The sequence below is a fragment of the Geodermatophilus sp. URMC 65 genome (genome assembly GCF_053502545.1).
In genome coordinates this window covers 1,098,183-1,119,928 of sequence record NZ_CP199954.1, presented here as the reverse complement: position 1 = coordinate 1,119,928, position 21,746 = coordinate 1,098,183, and the positions used below count along the sequence as shown (strand labels likewise).

Sequence of the window (21,746 nt, the reverse complement as noted above, 5' to 3'; positions counted from 1 at the left end):
AGAGCCGTCCTCCCGGGCCTCGGACGTTCAACACTCCGCGGCGGTCAGGCCTCGGCGGGTGGGGCGAGGACGACGTCCACCGCGAGCGGGCCCCCGCCCGCGACGACCTCCAGCGACGCTATCCGGCCGGCCTCGGTCAGGTCACCGCGCGCGGCCTCCACCAGCGCCACCTGCCCGGCCGGCGCGGTCACCGTCGCGGACTCCACGTCGGCCCGCATCGAGACCTTCGCGTCGGACTTGGCCTTGCGGACCCCGGCCAGCGCGGTCGCCACCACCGACACCACCGCGGGGTCCCCGCCGGTCGGCAGCTCGGTCGCGGTCGGCCACAGGGCGCGGTGCACCGAGCCCGACTGCCACCAGGACCAGACCTCCTCGGTGACGAACGGCAGCACCGGCGCGAACAGCCGCAGCTGCACCGACAGCGCGAGCGCGAGCGTGGCCCGGGCGGACTCGGCGGCCGGCCCCGACCCGTAGGCGCGGGACTTCACCAGCTCCACGTAGTCGTCGCAGAAGGACCAGAAGAACGCCTCGGTGACCTCGAGCGCGCGGGTGTAGTTGTAGGACTCCATCGCCGCGGTCGCCTCGTCGACGACCTCCGCCAGCCCGGCCAGCAGGCCGCGGTCGACGGGCTCGGTGACCTGGTCGGCAGAAGCCGCAGCGGACGCCCCCAGCCCCAGCACGAACTTCCCGACGTTGAGGATCTTGATGGCCAGCCGGCGGCCGACCTTCATCTGCGCCTCGTCGAACGGCGAGTCCGCCCCCGGCCGGGCACCGGCGGCCCGCCAGCGCACCGCGTCGGTGCCGTAGCGCTCCAGCACGTCGATCGGCGTGACGACGTTGCCCTTCGACTTCGACATCTTCTTGCGGTCGGGGTCGACCACGAAGCCGGAGATCGTGGCGTGCGTCCACGGCACCGTGCCGTGCTCGAAGTGGGAGCGGACGACGGTGGAGAACAGCCAGGTCCGGATGATGTCGTGGGCCTGCGGGCGCTGGTCCATCGGGAAGACGTGCGCGAACAGCTCCGGGTCGGTGTCCCAGCCCGAGGCCACCTGCGGCGACAGCGACGACGTCGCCCAGGTGTCCATGACGTCGGGGTCGGCTATGAAGCCGCCCGGCACGCCCCGCTGGTCCTCGGAGAAGCCCGGCGGGACGTCGGACGACGGGTCGACCGGCAGCGACTCCTCGGGCGCGAGCAGAGGCTCCTCGTGGACCGGCTCGCCCGCGGAGTCCAGCCGGTACCAGACCGGGAACGGGACACCGAAGAACCGCTGGCGGCTGATCAGCCAGTCACCGTTGAGCCCCTCGACCCAGTTCTCGTACCGGTGCCGCATGTGCTCGGGCACCCACTGGATCTGCCGGCCGCGCTCGACCAGCGCCTGCCGCAGGTCGGCGTCCCGGCCACCGTTGCGGATGTACCACTGCCGCGTGGTGACGATCTCCAGCGGCCGCTCGCCCTTCTCGAAGAACTTCACCGGGTGGGTGATCGGCCGCGGCTCGCCGTCCAGGTCGCCGGACTCGCGCAGCAGCTCCACGATCCGCTGCTGGGCGCTGAACACGGTCTTGCCGGCCAGCTCGGCGTACGGGCCGGCGGGGACGCCGGGCGGCGCGTCGGGCAGCAGCCGGCCGTCCCAGCCGACGATCGCGCGGGTGGGCAGCTGCAGCTCGCGCCACCAGGTGACGTCGTTGAGGTCGCCGAAGGTGCAGATCATCGCGATGCCCGAGCCCTTGTCCGGCTCCGCGAGGCGGTGCGCGACCACGGGCACCTCGACGCCGAACAGCGGCGTCCGCACCGTCTGGCCGAACAGCGGCCGGTAGCGCTCGTCGTCGGGGTGGGCGACCAGCGCGACGCAGGCGGGGATCAGCTCCGGCCGGGTGGTCTCGATGAAGACCGGGCCGTTCGCGGTGTGGAAGGCGATCCGGTGGTAGGCGCCGGGGCGCTCCCGGTCCTCGAGCTCGGCCTGCGCGACCGCCGTGCGGAACGTGACGTCCCACAGGGTCGGCGCCTCCTGGGCGTAGGCCTCACCGCGGGCGAGGTTGTGCAGGAAGGCGCGCTGCGCGGTGGCGCGGGAGGCCTCCGAGATCGTCCGGTAGACGTTGGTCCAGTCCACCGACAGGCCCACGCGCCGCCACAGCTGCTCGAAGGCCCGCTCGTCCTCCTCGGTGAGCTGCATGCACAGCTCCACGAAGTTGCGCCGGGAGACCGGCACCTGGTCCTTGCCCGGCTTGGCCGGGGGCTGGAAGGACGGGTCGTAGGGGAGCGAGGGGTCGCAGCGGACGCCGTAGTAGTTCTGCACCCGGCGCTCGGTGGGCAGGCCGTTGTCGTCCCAGCCCATCGGGTAGTAGACGTGCTTGCCGCGCATCCGCTGGTAGCGGGCGACGAGGTCGGTGTGCGTGTAGCTGAACACGTGCCCGACGTGCAGCGAGCCGCTGGCCGTCGGCGGGGGCGTGTCGATCGACCAGGTCTGCTCCCGCGGCGCGGAGAGCGCGGCCGCGCGGTCGAAGGCGTAGGTGTCGTCCTCCGCCCATCGGGCGGCCCACTTCTCCTCGAGCCCGTCCAGCGACGGCTTCTCCGGTACACCGGCGCCCGCTCCGGGGACGGAGGTCTCCGGGGTGTGGATGTCGGTGGTCATGCCCCTCATCGTAGGTAGTGGGTGGCTGGCATCCTGGAGAGGATGAGTAGCAGCGGCACCGCCGATCTCGCGCGCGTCGAGAAGGAGCTGCTGGCCCGCTGGCCCGAGACGCGGCTGCAGCCCTCGCTGGCCCGCATCTCCGCCCTGGTCGACCTCCTGGGGTCCCCGCACCGCGCCTACCCCGTCGTCCAGGTGGCCGGCACCAACGGCAAGACGACGACGGCGCGGATGGTCGACGAGCTGCTGCGCGGCTTCGGCCTGCGGGTGGGCCGGTTCACCAGCCCGCACCTGCAGTCGGTGCGCGAGCGGATCGTCCTCGACGGCGAGCCGGTCAGCGCCGAGCGGTTCGTCGAGACCTACGACGACATCGCGCCCTACGTGCAGATGGTCGACGCCGGCGGCGAGCACCCGATGAGCTTCTTCGAGGTCATGGTCGGCATGGCCTACGCGACCTTCGCCGACGCGCCGGTCGACGTCGCCGTCATCGAGGTCGGGATGGGCGGCACCTGGGACGCGACCAACGTGGTCGACGCGCGCGTCGCCGTCGTCACCCCGGTCGCGCTCGACCACGCCGAGTACCTCGGTCCCGACGTCGGCACGATCGCCGGCGAGAAGGCCGGGGTGATCAAGCACGACGCGGTCGCGGTGCTGGCCCGCCAGCAGCCCGCGGCGCTCGACGCGCTGGTCCGCCGGGCGGTCGAGGTGGAGGCCGTGGTCGCGCGCGAGGGCACCGAGTTCGGCGTCCTCGACCGGCGGGTCGCCGTCGGCGGTCAGCAGCTGCGGCTGCAGGGCCTCGGCGGCGAGTACGAGGAGGTCTACCTCCCGCTGTTCGGCGCCCACCAGGCGCAGAACGCGGCGACCGCGCTCGCCGCCGTCGAGGCGTTCCTCGGCGCGGGTGCGGCGACCGGGCCGATCGACCAGGAGACCGTGCGCGCCGCGTTCGCCGCCGTCCGCTCGCCCGGCCGGCTGGAGCGGGTGCGCACCAGCCCGACGGTGCTGGTCGACGCCGCGCACAACCCGGCCGGCATGGCCGCCACGGTCGAGGCGGTCCGGGAGTCCTTCGACTTCACCCGGCTGGTCGGCGTGGTCGGCGTGGTGCACGGCAAGGACGTCGAGGGGATGCTGCGCGAGCTGGAGACCGTCTGCGCCGAGCTGGTGGTCACCCAGAACGGCTCGCCGCGCGCGATGCCCGCCGACGAGCTGGGCGCGCTGGCCGTCGACGTCTTCGGCGCCGACCGGGTCAGCGTCTCGCCGCGGCTGCCCGAGGCCCTGACCGAGGCGATCGAGCTGGCCGAGGCCGGCCCGGACGACGCGCTGGGCGGCTCCGGCGTGCTGGTCACCGGCAGCGTGGTCACCGCAGGGGAGGCCCGCACGCTCATGGGCGGGACGCAGGCGTGACCGAGCTCGCGAGGTCACGGGTGGGCACAGCACGGCGCCGCACGGTGTCGACGAGCGCCAGCGAGGAGACACCGTGACGGCTGCGGACCCGGTGCGGGCGGCCCGCGCGCTGCGCGGTGCGGCGGCCGGCGTGCTGGTGCTCGAGGGCATCGCGGTCCTCTTCGTGCCGCGCGGCATCGCGCAGACCGAGGGGGGCCTCGGCGGCGTGCGGCTGACGCTGCTGCTGGTGCTGGCCGTCGTCCTCGTGCTGGCCAGCGGGGTGCAGCGCCGTCCCCAGGGCCTCGTGATCGCCACCGCGCTGCAGGTGCCGCTGCTGCTCACCGGTCTCCTCAACAGCGTCATGTGGTTCGTCGGCGGCGTCTTCGTGCTCATCTGGCTGTACCTGCTGCAGGTGCGCAAGGAGCTGCTGGGCTCGCCGTTCGGGGAGCCGGCCGCCCGTTCGGACGACGACCCCGGCACCGGCCCCGCGTAGGCTCCGCGCTCGTGTCTGAAGCCACCCCCGCCCGCACCCTCGTCCTCGTCAAGCCCGACGGCGTCGCCCGTGGCCTGGTCGGCGAGGTGATCTCGCGCCTGGAGGCCAAGGGCCTGCGCCTGGTCGCCGCCGAGCTGCGCACGCTGACCCGGGACGTCGCGGAGGAGCACTACGGCGAGCACCGCGAGAGGCCGTTCTTCGGCCCGCTGGTCGACTTCATCACCGGCGGCCCGCTGCTCGCGCTCGTCGTCGAGGGCCCGCGGGCGGTCGAGGCGTTCCGCGCCCTGGCCGGCGCCACCGACCCGGTCAAGGCCGCCCCCGGCACCATCCGCGGCGACTTCGGCCTCGAGGTGCAGAACAACATCGTCCACGGCTCGGACTCCGACGAGTCCGCCGCCCGCGAGATCGCGCTGTTCTTCCCGAAGCTGGGCTGACGTTCCCTCGTCGAGAGCGCGTGATCTCGTACGTGTCCGCCCCCGCGGACGTGCGAGATGGCGCGATCTCGACGAAGGGAGGTGGAGTCGCTCCCGCGCCCGTCTACCCTGGACGGGTCATGACTGGTGCATCGCTCTACCCCCGTCTCGAACCGCTCCTCGCGCAGGTCCAGAAGCCGATCCAGTACGTCGGCGGCGAGCTGAACGCGCAGGTCAAGGCGTGGGACGACGTCGCCGTCCACTGGGCGCTGATGTACCCCGACGCCTACGAGGTCGGGCTGCCCAACCAGGGCCTGATGATCCTGTACGAGGTGCTCAACGAGCGGCCCGACGCCCTCGCCGAGCGCACCTACGCCGTCTGGCCCGACCTCGCCGCCCTGATGCGCGAGCACGGCGTGGGCCAGTTCACCGTCGACTCGCACCGGGCGGTCGCCGACTTCGACCTGCTCGGCGTCAGCTTCGCCACCGAGCTGGGCTACACCAACCTGCTCGAGGCCCTCGACCTCGCCGGGGTGCCGCTGCACGCGGTCGACCGCGACGAGACGCACCCGGTCGTGGTGGCCGGCGGGCACGCCGCGTTCAACCCCGAGCCGATCGCCGACTTCGTCGACTGCGCCGTCCTGGGCGACGGCGAGCAGGCCGTCGGTGACATCACGGACGTGGTGCGGGCGTGGAAGGAGCAGGGCCGCCCCGGCGGGCGGATCGAGCTGCTGGCCCGCCTCGCCCGCGTGGACGGCGTCTACGTGCCGCAGTTCTACGCCGTCTCCTACGGCCCGGACGGCGCCATCGCGGCGGTCACCCGCACCCGGGGCGACGTCCCCGCGCGGGTCGGCAAGCGCACCGTCATGGACCTCGACGAGTGGCCCTACCCGAAGACGCCGCTGGTGCCGCTGGCCGAGAGCGTGCACGAGCGGATGAGCGTGGAGATCTTCCGCGGCTGCACGCGCGGCTGCCGGTTCTGCCAGGCCGGGATGATCACCCGCCCGGTGCGCGAGCGGACCATCACCGGCATCGGCTCGATGGTCGAGCAGGGCCTGCGCGCCACCGGGTACGAGGAGGTCGGGCTGCTGTCACTGTCCAGCGCCGACCACTCCGAGATCGGCCAGGTCGCCAAGCAGCTCGCCGACCGCTACGAGGGCACCAACACCGGGCTGTCGCTGCCCTCCACCCGGGTCGACGCCTTCAACGTCACCCTCGCCAACGAGCTGTCCCGCAACGGCCGGCGCTCCGGCCTGACCTTCGCCCCCGAGGGCGGTAGCGAGCGGATCCGCCGGGTGATCAACAAGACGGTCTCCAAGGACGACCTCGTCCGCACCGTCACCACCGCCTACGCCAACGGCTGGCAGCAGGTGAAGCTCTACTTCATGTGCGGTCTGCCGACCGAGACCGACGAGGACGTGCTGGAGATCGCCGAGCTCGCGGTCGAGGTCATCCGCGCCGGCCGGGAGGCCAGCGGCCGCAAGGACATCCGCTGCACGGTGTCGATCGGCGGGTTCGTGCCCAAGCCGCACACGCCGTTCCAGTGGGCCGCGCAGGCCGGCGCCGAGACCATCGACTCCCGGCTGCGGCTGCTGCGGCAGGCCATCAACGCCGACCGCCGCGTCGGCCGCTCGATCGGCCTGCGCTACCACGACGGCAAGCCGGGCATCGTCGAGGGCCTGCTCTCCCGCGGCGACCGCCGGGTCGGCCGGGTGATCGAGCGGGTGTGGCGCGAGGGCGGCCGCTTCGACGGCTGGAGCGAGCACTTCTCCTACGAGCGCTGGACCGCCGCCGCGGCCGCCGAGCTCGAGCCCCTCGGCGTCGACCTCGACTGGTACACCACCCGCGAGCGCGGCCAGGACGAGGTCCTGCCCTGGGACCACCTGGACTCCGGGCTGGACAAGGAGTGGCTCTGGGACGACTGGCAGGACGCCCTCAGCGAGGAGGAGGTCGCCGACTGCCGGTGGACCCCCTGCTACGACTGCGGCGTCTGCCCGACCAACGGCACCGAGATCCAGATCGGTCCCACCGGGCGCACCCTGCTCCCGCTCACGGTGGTCGGCCGCTAGTGGCCCGCCAGCCCGAGGGGCCGCCCCCGCCGCCCACCGTGCAGAAGCTGCGGCTGCGCTACGCCAAGCGGGGCCCCCTGCGCTTCGCCTCGCACCGCGACCTCGCCCGCGCCCTGGAGCGAGCGTTGCGCCGCGCGCGGGTGCCTATGGCCTTCTCCGCCGGCTTCTCCCCGCACCCGAAGATCTCCTACGTCGGCGCGGCGCCCACCGGCGCGGCCAGCGAGGCCGAGTACGTGGAGATCGGCCTGGCCGAGCGGTGCGACCCCGAGGAGGTGCGCGCCGCGCTGGACGCCTCGTTGCCGCCGGGCATCGACGTCCTCGAGTGCGTGGAGGCCCTGGGCGCCGGGTCGCTGGCCGACCGGATCGACGCAGCGACCTGGCGCGTGGAGCTGCCGGGGGTGGCGCCGGCCGAGCTGGCGCAGGCCGTCGAGGCGTTCCTCGCCGCCGACGTGGTCACCGTCGAGAAGCGCACCAAGAACGGCCTGCGCGACATCGACGCACGGCCGGCCGTGGCCAGCGCGTCGGCGGCCGAGGAGGCAGGTTGTGCCATACTGCACATGGTCGTCCGGCAGGTGACGCCCGCCGTTCGACCCGACGACGTGTTGGCCGCACTGGTTGCCGTCGCCGACCTGCGCCCGCCGTCGCCCCCCCGGGCCGTGCGTGAGGCGCAGGGCCGGCTCGACGACAACGGGACCGTGGCCGACCCGCTCGGCCCGGATCGCGTCGCGAGCACCCGCTGCCAGGGGGAGCCCGCCACGGTCTGACCGGTGGGCCCCGGGGCCGCACGCCGTCGAGCGGCACGACTGCCAGACGTGACGCACCCCGAGATCTCGCACCACCGAAGGACCCGCACCACCGGCGCCCGGCCGCGGCAACTCCTCGCCCGGACACCGACCCCCAGACTTCGCGGGTCGCGCCTGCCGCCGCACCCGGCGCGGGGGCCGACCCGTCCGACCCCGTGCTCCTGCGCGGCCGCCAGTCCCTGTGATCGGCGCCCGGGAGCACCACACAGGAGGCGAGCCACACGTGGCCGACCAGACAGACGACAGCACGACCACCCCGGCCGACGAGGGCCTCGACCCCGCCGCCCTGCCGCAGGGCACGGAGGACGCCGCGGCCGAGGACGACGTCCGCGCCGCCGAGGCCGGTGAGGACGACGACGCCGGCGAGCAGGCCGCCGCCGTGGAGGAGCTAGCCGCCGCCGAGGAGCAGGCCGAGAGCCCCGAGCCGGCGGCCGCCGAGCCCGAGGAGCCCCCGGTCTCCCGCTTCGGCGCCCAGTTCAGCTCCCCGGAGCCCACCGCCGTCATCGCCCGCCCCCGCCGGCGGGCCACCCGCCCGGCCGGTGCGGCCGACCCCGGCGACCACCCGCCCGCGCCGCCGGCCGCTCCCACGATCCCGGCGTTCGTGAGCTTCGTCGCGCCCACCGAGGCCGACGTCCCGCCCCCGCCGCGCCGGCGCAGCCGCCGTCCCCTGGCCGAGTCGCCGGTGGTCGAGGAGACCGACGTCGAGCCGGCCGAGGACGGCGAGGACGAGACCCCCGCGCCGCGCTCGCGCCGCAGCCGCTCCCGCCGCCGCTCCGGCGGCGCGGACGAGACCCCCGCGATCGGCGAGGACACGGACACCGACGCCGACACCGACTCCGACGAGGAGCGGGCGGACGCCGAGGGCGATCCCGGCGCCGACGACAGCGAGGACAACGGCGCCGCCGGCAGCCGGCGCCGCCGCCGGGGCCGGCGCGGTCGTGGCCGCGGGCGCAGCGGGGACGACGCCGCCGACACCGAGGGCGACGACGACACCGCCGACGACTCCTCCGACGAGGACGCCGACGAGGACCAGGGCGCCGACGAGACCGACGAGGACGGCGACCCCGACGCCGACAGCGGCGAGGACACCGCCGAGGGCGACGAGGGCGAGGGTGGCTCGAGCACCCGCCGCCGGCGCCGGCGGCGCCGCCGCGGCAGCAGCGGAGAGGCCGGCGAGGCGGTCGCGGAGAGCGACGACGACCGTCCGGAGCGGGCCGGCCGCAACGGTCGCACCACCAGCGACGACGACGTCAAGGGCGTCACCGGCTCCACCCGGCTGGAGGCCAAGCGCCAGCGCCGCCGCGACGGTCGGGACAACGGCCGCCGCCGGGCGCCGATCCTCACCGAGGCCGAGTTCCTCGCCCGCCGCGAGGCCGTCGACCGCAAGATGGTCATCCGCCAGCGCGGCGAGCGGACGCAGATCGCCGTCCTCGAGGACGACGTGCTCGTCGAGCACTACGTGACCCAGGCGCAGGCGACGTCCTTCGCCGGCAACGTCTACCTCGGCCGGGTGCAGAACGTGCTGCCCAGCATGGAGGCGGCGTTCGTCGACATCGGGAAGGGCCGCAACGCCGTCCTGTACGCCGGTGAGGTCAACTGGGACGCCGCCGGGCTGACCGGCAAGCAGCGCTCCATCGAGCAGGCGCTGAAGTCCGGCGACAAGGTGCTGGTGCAGGTCACCAAGGACCCGATCGGCCACAAGGGCGCCCGGCTCACCCAGCAGGTCAACCTGCCCGGCCGGTTCCTGGTGTACGTGCCCGGTGGCTCGATGACCGGCATCAGCCGCAAGTTGCCCGACACCGAACGGCAGCGGCTCAAGGACATCCTCAAGAAGATCGTCCCCGAGGACGCCGGTGTGATCATCCGCACCGCCGCCGAGGGGGCCTCGGAGGAGGAGCTGACCCGCGACGTCGCCCGCCTGCAGGCGCAGTGGGACGTCATCCAGAAGAAGGCGGAGTCCTCCTCCAACGCCCCGAGCCTGCTCTACGGCGAGCCCGACCTGGCCATCCGGGTCATCCGCGACGTCTTCAACGAGGACTTCAAGGAGCTCGTCGTCCAGGGCGACGACGCCTGGGACACCGTCGAGGCCTACGTCGCACACGTCTCCCCGGAGCTGGTCGGCCGGCTGACCCGGCACACCGGCGAGGGTGACGTCTTCCGCGACCTGCGCATCGACGAGCAGCTGGCCAAGGCGCTGGACCGCAAGGTGTGGCTGCCGTCGGGTGGGTCGCTGGTCATCGACCGCACCGAGGCGATGACCGTGGTCGACGTCAACACCGGCAAGTTCACCGGCTCCGGCGGCAACCTCGAGCAGACCGTCACGCGCAACAACATGGAGGCGGCCGAGGAGATCGTCCGCCAGCTCCGGCTGCGCGACATCGGCGGCATCATCGTCATCGACTTCATCGACATGGTGCTCGAGAGCAACCGCGACCTGGTGCTGCGGCGGCTGACCGAGTGCCTGGGCCGTGACCGCACCAAGCACCAGGTCGCCGAGGTCACCTCGCTGGGCCTGGTGCAGATGACCCGCAAGCGGGTCGGCCAGGGGCTGCTCGAGGTCTTCTCCGAGCCGTGCGAGCACTGCCGCGGCCGGGGCGTCATCGTCAGCACCGACCCGGTGGACGAGAAGCGCCGCGGCAACGGCGGTGGGGGCACCGGCGGCGGCAACGGCCGGCGCGACCAGCAGCGCGGTGGCAGCAGGGACAACGGTGCCCGCGACGACGCCAAGGACGCCGCGCCGGCCGAGGCCGTGGCCGTCGGTGCTGAGGCGCCGGCCGCGGGCAGCCCGGACGGCGACGGCGAGGGTCAGCGCTCCGGCGGCGGCCGCCGCAACCGGGGCCGCCGCAACCGCAGCCAGTCCGGTGAGGAGCGCGCGGCCGAGGACGCCGCGGTGCTCGCCGCCGCCGAGGACGCCGGGACCCCGGACGCCGGGACCCCGGACGCCGAGGCCCTGGACGACGGGGCCCCGGACGCCGAGGTCCCGGCCGAGGGAGCCCCGGAGGTCGCGGCGCCGGACGCCGAGGTGGGCGCGGTCGAGCCGGACCAGCCCGACGCCGTGACCCCGGAGGCGGCGCCCGAGCCCGTCGCCGAGGAGCCGGCCGCCGAGCCGGCCGCCGAGCCGGCCCCCGCTGAGCAGACGGTCCCGGCCGACCAGGTGCCCGCCGAGCCGTCGCTCGCCCAGCCGGTGGACCGGGCCGCGGACACCGGCTGGTCCGACGACGACGAGGCCGTGCCCGCCGGCGCAGGTCCCGACGACCCCGGCCCGATGGACGCCGAACCCCCCGCGGAGCCGGCGGAGGCCGACGCGCCGCCGTCCGGCGATGCCACGGGGGAGTCCCAGCCGCCGGTGGCCGACGACGGCAGCGGGACCGCCACGCCGGTCACCCGCCCGCGCCGCCGCCGGGCCGCCAGCCGCCCGGCGGGCCCGCCCGCCTCCTGAGGTCCGGGACCGTGCCGGAGCCCGGGCGGCCGGGCGTCCGTTCGACCGGAGGAAGGACCCCGCCGCCCACCACCGCTGGCCCCGTCCTCCTCATCCCTCGCAGGCTCGGGACGAGCCTCTGGACGGGGCCAGCGGTGGGACCCTGCGGCGGGGCCGTCGGGGCTCGGGTACGCTGATCGGGTTGCACCGCCCCGGTGCCGCGCACCTCACGGTGCCGCCTGGGAGGCGGGCAGCCCGTCCAGCACTCGGCGTCCGACGTCCGGGCGCACGCAGGACATGACAGAGGCGATCGAGGAGTTCAGTGGTGTACGCAGTCGTGAAGGCCGGTGGCCGGCAGCACAAGGTGGCCGTGGGCGACCGGTTCACGGTCAACCGTCTCGTGGGTGAGGCGGGCGACACCGTCACCCTCCCGGCCCTGCTCCTGGTCGACGGCGACACCGTCACCAGCGACGCGGAGACGCTGGCCGGGGTGACCGTGACCGGCGAGATCGTCGGCCACGGCAAGGGCCCGAAGATCCGCATCCACAAGTTCAAGAGCAAGACGGGCTACCACAAGCGTCAGGGGCACCGTCAGCCCCTCACCGACGTCGTGGTCCGCGACATCACGAAGGGCTGACGCCGACATGGCACACAAGAAGGGCGCCTCGTCCTCCCGCAACGGCCGCGACTCCAACGCGCAGCGCCTCGGCGTCAAGCGCTTCGGGGGTCAGGTCGTGAAGGCCGGCGAGATCATCGTGCGCCAGCGCGGTACCCACTTCCACCCGGGCCTGGGCGTCGGCCGCGGCGGCGACGACACGCTGTTCGCGCTGCAGCCCGGTGCGGTGACCTTCGGCACGCGGCGGGGACGCAAGACCGTCTCCATCTCCGCCGTCGAGGCCTGAGCACCACTCGACTGACGCTCACGAGCGCACGGGCCCTCGGCCCGTGCGCTCGTGGCGCTTGACGGACCAGAGACAGGAGGCGGCGCGGACCCGGTCCGCTCATCGACATGGCCGCTTTCGTCGACCGCGTGGTCGTGCACGTCGCCGCCGGCAACGGCGGGCACGGCGTCGCCTCGATCCACCGCGAGAAGTTCAAGCCGCTCGGCGGTCCCGACGGGGGCAACGGCGGCAACGGCGGGGACGTCGTCCTCGAGGTCGACCCCAACGTCCACACGCTGCTGGACTTCCACCACCACCCGCACCAGAAGGCCGGCAACGGCCGCCCGGGTGCGGGCAGCAACCGCCACGGCGCCCGCGGCGAGGACCGCGTGCTGCGGGTCCCCCCGGGCACCGTGGTCAGCACGCCCGACGGCCGGGTCATCGCCGACCTGGTCGGCGCCGGCACCCGCGTCGTCCTCGCCCACGGCGGCAAGGGCGGCCTGGGCAACGCCGCGCTGGCCAACCCCCGGCGCAAGGCCCCCGGCTTCGCGCTGCTCGGTGAGCCGGGCGAGACCCTCGACGCCGTCATCGAGCTCAAGAGCATCGCCGACGTCGGCCTGGTCGGCTTCCCGTCGGCGGGCAAGTCCTCGCTCATCGCGGCCATGTCCGCCGCGCGGCCCAAGATCGCCGACTACCCCTTCACCACGCTGGTGCCCAACCTCGGCGTGGTCCGGGCCGGCGACACCGTCTTCACGATGGCCGACGTCCCCGGGCTCATCCCCGGTGCCTCCGAGGGCCGCGGGCTCGGCCTGGAGTTCCTCCGGCACATCGAGCGCTGCGCGGTGCTGGTGCACGTGGTCGACATGGCCACGATGGAGCCCGGCCGCGATCCGGAGAGCGACATCGAGGCGCTGAAGCACGAGCTGGCGCAGTACCGGGAGGACCTCGTCGACCGGCTGCGGGTCGCCGTCCTCAACAAGATCGACGTGCCCGACGCGCGGGAGCTGGTCGACCTGGTCCGCGAGCCGCTGGAGGCGCGCGGCCTGGAGGTCTTCGCGGTGAGCGCGGCGACCGGCGAGGGGCTGCGCGAGCTCGGCTTCGCCCTGGCCCGGGCCGTGGAGGAGTACCGCGCCGCGCTGCCCGAGCCCGAGCCGGTGCGGGTCACCCTCACCCCGCGGGCGGTGGACGACAGCGGCTTCACCGTCGGGCGCGACCCGGACGAGGGCGCGTTCACCGTGCGCGGCGTCAAGCCCGAGCGCTGGGTGCGCCAGACCGACTTCACCAACGACGAGGCGGTCGGCTTCCTCGCCGACCGGCTCAACCGGCTGGGTGTCGAGGACGCCCTGCAGGAGGCCGGCGCGCAGGAGGGCGACACCATCGTGATCGGCGACGTCGCCTTCGACTTCGTGCCGACGCTGCCGGCCGGCACGCTGAGCGCCGAGGAGACCGCCGGGCTCGGCGGCCGCGGCACCGACTCCCGCATCGACGCACCGCACCGGGTCCGCGCCGAGGAGCGGCTGGCCGCCAAGCGGGCCCGCCGGGTGCCCTACGAGCTCACCGAGACCTGGACCGACGACGACCTGCCCGAGGACGGCGGATGACGGTGCGCGCGGAGATCGCCGGTGCGCGGCGGGTCGTGGTCAAGGTCGGCTCCTCGTCGCTGACCAGCCTGCCGGGCGGGCTGGACCAGCAGCGGCTGACCGCCCTGGTCGAGGTCCTCGGTGCGGTGCACGCGCAGGGCCGCGAGGTCGTCCTCGTCTCCTCGGGGGCCATCGCCGCCGGCCTGGCCCCGCTCGGGGTCGCCGGCCGGCCGCGGGACCTCGCCACCGCCCAGGCCGCCGCCAGCGTCGGCCAGCTGCGGCTGGTGCAGACCTACGCCGACGCCTTCGCCCGGCACGACGTCACCGTCGGGCAGGTGCTGCTGACCGCCGACGACCTCACCCGGCGCAGCCACTACCGCAACGCCCAGCGCACGCTGGAGCGGCTGCTCACCCTCGGCGTGCTGCCGATCGTCAACGAGAACGACACGGTGGCCACCGAGGAGATCCGGTTCGGCGACAACGACCGGCTGGCCGCGCTCGTCGCACACGTCGCCCGGGCTGACGCGCTGCTGCTGCTCAGCGACGTCGACGGCGTCTACGACGGCGATCCGCGGCAGGGTCCGGCGCAGCTGATCGACACCGTGCGCGACCCCGCCGACCTCGGCGAGGTCACCCTCGGCACCGCCCGCCGCAACGGCGTGGGCACCGGGGGGATGGCCACCAAGGTCGAGGCCGCGCTGATCGCCGCGCACGCCGGCGTCCCCGTCGTCGTCACCTCGACCGCCCAGTCCGCCGCCGCGCTCGCCGGGGAGCCGGTGGGCACCCGCTTCGCCGTCATGGGGCCGCGGCCCCGCGCCCGCCAGTTCTGGCTGCGCTTCGCCACCCGGCCGCGCGGCCGGCTGCACCTCGACGCGGGTGCGGTCCGGGCGCTGCGCGAGCGCGGCGCCTCGCTGCTGCCGGCCGGCATCACCGCCGTGGCGGGGGAGTTCCTCGCCGACGACCCCGTGGAGCTGGTCGGCCCCGACGGCGTCGTGGTCGCCCGCGGCCTGGTCGCCTACGACGCCCGGGAGCTGCCGCCGCTGCTGGGCCGCAAGACCAGCGAGCTGGACCCGGAGTACCAGCGGGAGATCGTCCACCGCGACGAGATGGTGCTGGTGAGACGCCCGTCCCTGGGCTGAGGAAGGACCCCGGCCTCCTCTCGAAGGACCCCCTCGCCCCCCGCCACTCGAAGGCTCGCGGCGAGGCCCTGCAAGCGGGCCGTCAGGGCTCGGGGCGAGCCTCTCGCCGGGGCCGAGGCCGGGAGGCAGGGGGTTCTCCATCAGGGCAGGACGGCGACGGCGTCGACCTCCACGAGGAGGTCGGGCTCGCCGAGGGCGGTGACCTCGAGGAGCGTCACGGGCTTGACCAGGTCGAGGCCGAGGCGCTCGGCGGCGCGGCCCACCCCCGCACCGAGGTCCGCGAGCTTCTCCGGCGACCAGTCCACGACGTAGATGGTGAGCTTGGCGACGTCGGCGAAGGTGCCGCCCACCGACTCCAGGGCGGTGGCCACGTTGAGGTAGACCTGCTCCACCTGCGCGGCGAGGTCGCCCGCGCCCACCGGCCCACCGTCTGCCGTCCGGGCGACCTGACCGGCCAGGTAGACCGTGCGGGAGCCGGTGGCCACGGCCATCTGGCGGTAGTGCTCGGGGGCGGGGATGCCGGGCGGGTTGGACAGCTCGATCGGCATGGCGATCTCCTGGGTCGATGAGACGTGACGGTGTTATGTAACACCGTTGCGCTATATTGGGCAACATGCCCCGCACCGCCGACCCCGCCGTCCGCCTCGCCCTGGTGGAGACGGCGGCCGAACTGCTGGCGCACCGGGAGCCGGTGACCGCGCGGTCGCTCGCCGATCGAGTGGGGACCTCCACGACCGCGCTGTACACGCACTTCGGCGGCATGCCGGGTCTGTGGCGAGCCGTGCGCCACGAGGGCTTCACCCGGCTGGCCGAGCGGTTGGCCGCGGTCGCACGGAGCGGTGACCCGGTCCGCGACCTCGCGGCACTGGGTGCCACGTACCTCCACAGCGCCCGGAGCGATCCCTTCCTGTACCGCGCGATGTTCGACGCGGCGGCCGACCTCGAGGACCCGGCGGTCGCGGACGGCACCTTCGCGCTGCTCGTGGACGCCGCGGACCGGGCGCGGCAGGTCGGCCGCTTCGCCGGGACGGCGGAGCCGCTCGCGGTGGCCACGCGGTACTGGGCGGCGGGACACGGGCTGGCCATGCTCGTCGTGACCGGCGTGCTGCCGGCCGAGGCCCTGGCGCTGCACGCCCCCGAGATGGCGGTCGGGGTGTTCGTCGCGGCCGGGGACGAGCCCGACCGGTGCCGGGACTCGGTGGCGTCCGGCTGGGCCGACGCCCGTGCCCGCCCCGGGGTGGCCGGCTGACAAACTGGGTGGGTGGGAAGACTGGCGCCGTGACGATCCGCCCCATCCGCGAGCTCGGTGACCCGGTCCTCCGCACACCCGCCGACGAGGTGCGCAGCTTCGACAAGGAGCTGGCCGCGCTCGTGCGCGACCTGGAGGACACCGTCGCCGACCCCGGCCGGGCCGGCGTCGCCGCGCCGCAGATCGGCGTCGGGCTGCGCGCCTTCTCCTACAACGTCGACGGACGCATCGGGCACCTGGTCAACCCGCGGATCGTCGAGCTGTCCGAGGAGACCCAGGACGGCGACGAGGGCTGCCTGTCCATCCCCGGCATCTGGGCGCCCACCGTGCGGGCGATGCACGCCGTCGTGGAGGGGTTCGACGTGCACGGCGAGCCGCTGCGCCTCGAGGGCACCGGCCTCATGGCCCGCGCGCTGCAGCACGAGGTCGACCACCTCGACGGCAAGGTCTTCCTCGACCGGCTCACCGGGGAGGCGCGCAAGGCCGCGCTCCGGGCGCTGCGGGACCGCGGCTGATCGCCTGCGCGGCCGTACGGTGGCCGGCGTGACCGACCTCGCCACCCGCGCCCGCACCCTCCTCGACCTGCACACCGCCCCGGAGATCCTGGTCCTCGCCAACGTGTGGGACGTCGTCTCCGCCCAGGTCGTGGCCGCCACCGACGGCGTGCGTGCCCTCGCCACCGCCAGCCACGGCATCGCCGCGACGTTCGGCTACGAGGACGGCGAGAACATCCCGCTCGACCTGCACCTGGACATGGTCGGCCGGATCGCCGCCGCCGTGGACCTGCCGGTGAGCATGGACATGGAGGCCGGCTACGGGGACCCCGGCGAGACCGCGCGCCGCGCCATCGGGCTCGGCGTCGTCGGCGGCAACCTCGAGGACCAGATGAAGCCGCTGGACGAGGCCGTCGCCGCCGTCGAGGCGGTGCTGCGGGCCGGCCGGGACGCCGGGATCGAGTTCGTCCTCAACGCCCGGACCGACACCTTCGTCCGCGCCGCCGAGGGCGCCGACCGCGGTGAGCTCGTCGCCGAGGCGATCCGCCGCGGCCGCGCCTACCTCGAGGCCGGCGCGCCGGTCGTCTTCGTCCCGCGCCTCGTCGACCGCGACGAGATCGCCGCCGTCGTCGAGGGCCTGGGCCGCAACAAGCTGACGCTGATCAGCGTGCCCGGCGCCTCGCTGCCGGCCCGCGAGATGCAGGAGCTCGGCGTGGCCCGGGTCTCCACCGGACCGTTCACGCAGCGGGTCGCGCTGACCGCGCTGCAGGACGCCGCGGCCGAGATGGTCGCCGGCGGCACCCTGCCTCCTGGCACCCGCGCACTCAACTGAGCCCTGCCGGGCGCCTGCCCGGCGCGGCCGGTGCCCGGTCCGCCCAGCGCCGTCGGACGCCGGCGGCCTGCTCGTCGGGCTCCGCGCGAGATCAGCGCGCGGTGGGCTCCAGCTGTGCGGTGCGACGGGAGCGGGCCAGTGCGAGTCCACCGACGACCATGCCGATCAGCCCCAGCACCGAGGCCACGATGGCCCCGGCCAGCCCGTTGCCGGTGCCGAGGCCACCGGCGGCGTTGGCCGCGTGCAGCCCACCGACGCCCACGCTGACCAGCCCCGCAACCAAGCCCACGATGGCTCCGGCTCGCCGGTTGCCGGTGCCGACACGGCTGGAGCGGGCCAGGGACAGCCCACCGACGCCCACGCTGATCAGTCCCACCACGGCGGCCACGGTGGGCACGAGTCGTCCGGTGCCGAGGTCGTAGCCGGCGGCGACGACGTGGACGTGCGCGGCGAGCAGGTGCAGGGCGGACATCGGGGATCCCTTCGGTCGAGTGACGGGGACCGGTGGTGCACGTCCCGGCGCGGCCGCGGGGCGTCGTCCTCGGGTGACGACCCGGAACTCGTGCCGGCCTCCGTCGTGGGATGGACGCGGACGATCGTCGCGTCCCGGGACCGGGGCGTCCTCCGTCAGCAGGCGGCGGCGGAGACGCGTGTGGACGTAGCCGCCCGGCGCGGGACCGCGCTGCTCGACGTAGGGGGCCGCGCAGCCGGGGGGAGTCGTTCCCCGGCCGGGAGTCCTATGTTCGCGAGATGCAGGACCGCGTCGCATCGTTCCGCCTGCCGGCCTGGGCGCAGGACGTCGTGTTGGCGCTCTTCATCACCGTGATGCAGGTCCAGGGCACGGTCTCCCGCGCCGACGCGGAGCCCGGATCAGTGCTGCGCCCCCTCGCCGACCTCGGGCCCCTGGGCTACGTCCTGTTGATCGCCGGTGGCGCGGTCGTGGCCGTGCGCCGCCGCTGGCCGGTTCCGGTGTTCATCACGACCGCGCTCGCCAGCCTGGTCTACTACGCCCTCGACTTCCCGGACGGGCCCGGATGGCTCGGACTGTTCGTGGCGATCTACACGCTCACCGCCCTCGGCGACGGACGCCGTTCGCTGGTGGCGGCCGGTGTGGGGATCGCAGTCCTGGCCGCGGGCTGGCTGATCGCCGCCGCCGACATCGAACCACCGGCCGCCATCGGCTGGGTGTTCTTCCGGATCGGCGCCTCGGTGATGAGTGCCGCTCTCGGCGAGAGCGTCCGCTCGAGGAGGGTCATCGCGGCCGAAGCGTTGGAGCGTGCCGAGCTGGCGGAACGGACGCGCGAGCGGGAAGCCCGCGCCCGGGTCGACGAGGAACGGCTCAGGATCGCGCGCGAGGTCCACGACACCGTCGCGCACGCGATCGCCGTCATCAACGTCCAGTCCGGCGTCACCGCGCACGTGCTCGACAAGCGACCGGGACGAGCACGCGAGGCCTTGGAGGCCATCGAGCAGACCAGCGCCCGGGCACTGCAGGAGATGCGGGCGATCCTCGGGGTACTCCGCGACACCGACGACGGCCACGTCCCGCACCCCGGCTTCGGGCAGATCGACGAGCTCACCACGGAGGCACGCGAGGCCGGGCTCGAGGTCGACCTCGAAGCGACCTCGTCCCCTCCACCGGTGCCCAGCGCTGTGGCCAGCGCCGTGTACCGGATCCTGCAGGAGTCGATCACCAACGTGATCCGCCATGTCGGACCGACCCGGGTCACGGTCGCACTGGACTACGGTGCCGACACCGTGGCGGTCCGCGTGACGGACCAGGGCCCACGAAGGGGCCCGGGAACCGGTGAGGCCGCCCGGCACACCGGCGAGGACCGAGCGGGAGACGGGCCCGCCCGCTCGGACGAGCCGGGCCGCGGGATCCTCGGCATGCGCGAGCGGTGTCAGCTCCTGGGCGGGGAGCTCGACGCCGGCCCCCTCCCCGACGGGGGCTTCGCGGTCACCGCTCGGCTGCCCGTGGCGCCGCATCGAACGGCGAACGCGTGACCACCACGGCGGGCGCGCCGGACCACGACGCCCCGGTCAGGGTGCTGATCGCCGACGACGAGCAGCTGGTGCGGTCCGGCTTCAGGCTCCTGCTCGAGACCGAGGACGACATCGCGGTCGTGGGGGAGGCGGCCACCGGTGCCGAGGCCGTGGACCGGACCCGCGCTGCGCGCCCGGACGTCGTGCTCATGGACATCCGCATGCCGGGGATGGACGGCATCCAGGCCACCAGACAGATCGCCGCCACGAAGGGACTCGAGCGGGTCCGCGTCCTGATCCTGACCACGTACGACACCGATGCCCACGTCTTCGAGAGCCTGCAGGCCGGCGCCAGCGGCTTCCTGCTCAAGGACGCCGGACCGGCCGAGCTCCTGCACGGCATCCGCGTGGTCGCCGCCGGGGAGTCCCTGCTCGCGCCGCGCGTCACGCGCCGCCTCATCGCCGAGTTCACCGCACGACGAACAGCTGACGAGGCCGCCGAACACCGGCTCGCGGTCCTCACCGAACGGGAACGCGAGGTCCTGGCGCTCGTGGGTCAGGGCATGCGCAACGACGAGATCGGCGCCGCCCTCTTCCTCAGCCCGGCCACCGCCCGCACCCACGTCAGCCACGCCATGGGGAAACTCGGTGCCCGGGACCGCGCCCAACTGGTCGTCATCGCCTACCAGACCGGACTGGTCACTCCGTAGCGATCGGGACGCGGCCGGGCACTCGTGGGCCCCGACGCGGGTCGCCGTGTGTGGTCCCCGGCTCCGCCCGACGATGGATGCGGGTGTGCGCCTACTGCTGGACCGGGGTGGCGGCCGCGCAGGCCGCGCAGGTGCCGAAGACCTCGAGCTGGTGCTGCACGTCGGCGAAGCCGTGCTCGGCGGCCACCTTCGCCGCCCAGCGCTCGACCGGCGGGTCGGCCACCTCGACGGTGCGACCGCACGAGCGGCACACCAGGTGGTGGTGGTGCACCGGCGAGCAGCGCCGGTAGGCGGCCTCGCCCTCGTTCCGGAGCACGTCGACCAGGCCGTCGTCCACCAGGGCCTGCAGCGCCCGGTAGACCGTCGCGAGGCCGACGGCGTCGCCGCGCTCGCGCAGCAGGGCGTGCAGGTCCTGGGCGGTGCGGAAGCCCTCCTGGTCGTCGAGCAGGGCCAGGACGGCGCTGCGCTGCCGGGTCTGCCGGCGGGGACCCTCGGTCACGCCGCCTCCTCGCTGGCGCTCGTCGGCGTCGTGACCGACGGTGCTGTGCTCATGCGTGACCTCGCGAGCTCGGTCACGCTGCCTCCTCGCTGGCGCTCGTCGGCGTCGTGACCGACGGTGCTGTGCTCATGCGTGACCTCGCGAGCTCGGTCACGGGCGTCCCCCCGTCCCCGCGGGCGGCGCCGCGTGCTCGCCGTGCTCGTCGTAGTGCACGCCCGCGCCGGTGCGGTGCGGGGCGTGCAGGTGGCCGTCGTGGTCGTAGTCGACGTGGTCGCCGTGCGGCACCACCGGGTGCCCGCAGCCCGCGCCGTGCTCGTGCGGGTGGGCGGCGTGCACCTCGGCGCGGCGCCGGTGCCGGCGGCGGGCGGTCGCCTCGCGCACCGCGACCGCCGCCGTGGCGAGCAGGAACAGCGCGATCGCCAGCAGCACGATCGTGCCGCCGGACGGGGTGCCGGTGTAGTAGGAGGCGGTCGTGCCGGCGACGCTGGTGACCAGGCCGATGGCGCAGGCCAGGTACACCGTCTGGCGGAAGCTGCGGGCCAGCTGCTGGGCGACCGCGCTCGGCACGATCATCAGCGCGCTGATCAGCAGCAGGCCGACCACCCGCATGGACAGGACGACGGTGGCCGCGACCAGGGCGGCGAGCACGACGTTGAGCGCCAGGACCGGCAGACCCACCGCACGGGCGTACTCCTCGTCGTCGCTGACCGCGTACAGCCGGCTGCCCAGGAGCCACACGAGGCCGAGCACGACGACGGTGATGACGCCGAAGACCGCGACGTCGGCGGTCGTCGTGGTGGTGATGGCGCCGAACAGGTAGGCCTCGAGGTTCGTGGCCTGCCCGCGCGGGGCGAGGCTGAGCAGGACGACGCCGCCGGCGATGCCGCCGTAGAACAGGACGGCGAGGGCGACGTCACCACTGGTGCGGCCGCGGGCGCGGACCAGCTCGATGAGGACCGCGCCCAGCACGGCGGCCACGAGCGCCGTCCCGATCGGGGCGGTGGAGGTGAGGACGCCGATCGCGACGCCGGTGAGCGCCACGTGCCCCAGGCCGTCGCCGAGCAGGGAGAGCCGGCGCTGGACGAGGAAGACGCCGACGGCCGGCGCGACCAGGCCGACCATCAGCGAGGCCAGCAGCGCCCGCTGCATGAAGTCGTAGTCGAGGACCTCCAC

The 21,746-nt window shown here is 74.5% G+C and carries 20 protein-coding genes; 15 read left to right on the top strand and 5 right to left on the bottom strand.

Features of this window, described 5'->3' with window-relative positions:
- Window positions 1-44: 44 nt before the first annotated feature.
- On the bottom strand, window positions 45-2,630 hold the full coding sequence (gene valS / locus ACWIX7_RS05245; RefSeq protein ID WP_448620507.1) for a valine--tRNA ligase: 2,586 nt from the start codon (window positions 2,628-2,630) through the stop codon (window positions 45-47).
- A gap of 42 nt (window positions 2,631-2,672) precedes the next feature.
- Between valS and folC the strand changes: the two genes are divergently transcribed.
- The 10 genes from folC to proB all read left to right on the top strand — a co-directional run bounded on the left by folC (window position 2,673) and on the right by proB (window position 14,803).
- Complete coding sequence (gene folC / locus ACWIX7_RS05240; RefSeq protein ID WP_448620506.1) at window positions 2,673-4,028, top strand: bifunctional tetrahydrofolate synthase/dihydrofolate synthase; 1,356 nt, start codon at window positions 2,673-2,675, stop codon at window positions 4,026-4,028.
- 73 nt (window positions 4,029-4,101) lie between these two features.
- Window positions 4,102-4,500 (top strand): DUF4233 domain-containing protein, encoded by a 399-nt coding sequence (locus ACWIX7_RS05235; protein WP_448620505.1) that lies wholly within the window; start codon window positions 4,102-4,104, stop codon window positions 4,498-4,500.
- An 11-nt stretch (window positions 4,501-4,511) separates the two neighbouring features.
- A complete protein-coding gene (ndk, locus tag ACWIX7_RS05230; RefSeq protein WP_448620504.1) occupies window positions 4,512-4,934 on the top strand; it encodes a nucleoside-diphosphate kinase in 423 nt (140 codons plus the stop codon).
- A 119-nt stretch (window positions 4,935-5,053) separates the two neighbouring features.
- Window positions 5,054-6,982, top strand: coding sequence for a TIGR03960 family B12-binding radical SAM protein (locus ACWIX7_RS05225; protein WP_448620503.1), 1,929 nt, complete (start codon window positions 5,054-5,056; stop codon window positions 6,980-6,982).
- Entirely contained in the window at window positions 6,982-7,746 is a 765-nt protein-coding gene (locus ACWIX7_RS05220; RefSeq protein WP_448620502.1) for a TIGR03936 family radical SAM-associated protein, read from the top strand. Before ACWIX7_RS05225 ends, ACWIX7_RS05220 begins: the two co-directional genes overlap by 1 nt.
- 262 nt (window positions 7,747-8,008) lie before the next feature.
- Window positions 8,009-11,224, top strand: a complete 3,216-nt coding sequence (locus ACWIX7_RS05215; RefSeq protein ID WP_448620501.1) for an Rne/Rng family ribonuclease — start codon at window positions 8,009-8,011, stop codon at window positions 11,222-11,224.
- A 304-nt stretch (window positions 11,225-11,528) separates the two neighbouring features.
- Window positions 11,529-11,840 (top strand): 50S ribosomal protein L21, encoded by a 312-nt coding sequence (rplU, locus tag ACWIX7_RS05210; RefSeq protein ID WP_448620500.1) that lies wholly within the window; start codon window positions 11,529-11,531, stop codon window positions 11,838-11,840.
- 7 nt (window positions 11,841-11,847) lie between these two features.
- A complete protein-coding gene (gene rpmA, locus ACWIX7_RS05205) occupies window positions 11,848-12,105 on the top strand; it encodes a 50S ribosomal protein L27 (protein WP_012947748.1) in 258 nt (85 codons plus the stop codon).
- A gap of 107 nt (window positions 12,106-12,212) precedes the next feature.
- Window positions 12,213-13,685 carry a GTPase ObgE gene (gene obgE, locus ACWIX7_RS05200; protein WP_448620499.1) on the top strand — a complete coding sequence of 491 codons (1,473 nt, stop codon included), beginning with the start codon at window positions 12,213-12,215 and terminating at the stop codon, window positions 13,683-13,685.
- On the top strand, window positions 13,682-14,803 hold the full coding sequence (gene proB / locus ACWIX7_RS05195; RefSeq protein WP_448620498.1) for a glutamate 5-kinase: 1,122 nt from the start codon (window positions 13,682-13,684) through the stop codon (window positions 14,801-14,803). Before obgE ends, proB begins: the two co-directional genes overlap by 4 nt.
- A 140-nt stretch (window positions 14,804-14,943) precedes the next feature.
- On the opposite strand, the gene ACWIX7_RS05190 is transcribed toward proB, so the two are convergent.
- Entirely contained in the window at window positions 14,944-15,351 is a 408-nt protein-coding gene (locus ACWIX7_RS05190) for a RidA family protein (RefSeq protein ID WP_448620497.1), read from the bottom strand.
- Window positions 15,352-15,416: 65 nt separating this feature from the next.
- Between ACWIX7_RS05190 and ACWIX7_RS05185 the strand changes: the two genes are divergently transcribed.
- The 3 genes from ACWIX7_RS05185 to ACWIX7_RS05175 are packed head-to-tail and all read left to right on the top strand — an operon-like array spanning window position 15,417 to window position 17,378.
- Complete coding sequence (locus ACWIX7_RS05185) at window positions 15,417-16,052, top strand: TetR/AcrR family transcriptional regulator (RefSeq protein WP_448620496.1); 636 nt, start codon at window positions 15,417-15,419, stop codon at window positions 16,050-16,052.
- Between the two features lie 29 nt (window positions 16,053-16,081).
- Window positions 16,082-16,567: a peptide deformylase gene (def, locus tag ACWIX7_RS05180; RefSeq protein WP_448620495.1), complete on the top strand. Its 486-nt coding sequence runs from the start codon at window positions 16,082-16,084 to the stop codon at window positions 16,565-16,567.
- 28 nt (window positions 16,568-16,595) lie between these two features.
- Window positions 16,596-17,378, top strand: a complete 783-nt coding sequence (locus ACWIX7_RS05175) for an isocitrate lyase/PEP mutase family protein (protein ID WP_448620494.1) — start codon at window positions 16,596-16,598, stop codon at window positions 17,376-17,378.
- Between the two features lie 91 nt (window positions 17,379-17,469).
- On the opposite strand, the gene ACWIX7_RS05170 is transcribed toward ACWIX7_RS05175, so the two are convergent.
- Window positions 17,470-17,850, bottom strand: a complete 381-nt coding sequence (locus tag ACWIX7_RS05170; protein WP_448620493.1) for a DUF6223 family protein — start codon at window positions 17,848-17,850, stop codon at window positions 17,470-17,472.
- A gap of 278 nt (window positions 17,851-18,128) precedes the next feature.
- Between ACWIX7_RS05170 and ACWIX7_RS05165 the strand changes: the two genes are divergently transcribed.
- Both ACWIX7_RS05165 and ACWIX7_RS05160 read left to right on the top strand, forming a co-directional pair.
- Window positions 18,129-19,385: a sensor histidine kinase gene (locus tag ACWIX7_RS05165; RefSeq protein ID WP_448620492.1), complete on the top strand. Its 1,257-nt coding sequence runs from the start codon at window positions 18,129-18,131 to the stop codon at window positions 19,383-19,385.
- Entirely contained in the window at window positions 19,382-20,074 is a 693-nt protein-coding gene (locus ACWIX7_RS05160) for a response regulator transcription factor (protein ID WP_448620491.1), read from the top strand. The genes ACWIX7_RS05165 and ACWIX7_RS05160 overlap by 4 nt, the downstream gene beginning before the upstream one ends.
- 91 nt (window positions 20,075-20,165) lie before the next feature.
- On the opposite strand, the gene ACWIX7_RS05155 is transcribed toward ACWIX7_RS05160, so the two are convergent.
- Together ACWIX7_RS05155 and ACWIX7_RS05150 are read right to left on the bottom strand one after the other, a co-directional pair.
- A complete protein-coding gene (locus ACWIX7_RS05155; RefSeq protein WP_448620490.1) occupies window positions 20,166-20,573 on the bottom strand; it encodes a Fur family transcriptional regulator in 408 nt (135 codons plus the stop codon).
- 150 nt (window positions 20,574-20,723) lie between these two features.
- Entirely contained in the window at window positions 20,724-21,746 is a 1,023-nt protein-coding gene (locus ACWIX7_RS05150; protein WP_448620489.1) for a metal ABC transporter permease, read from the bottom strand.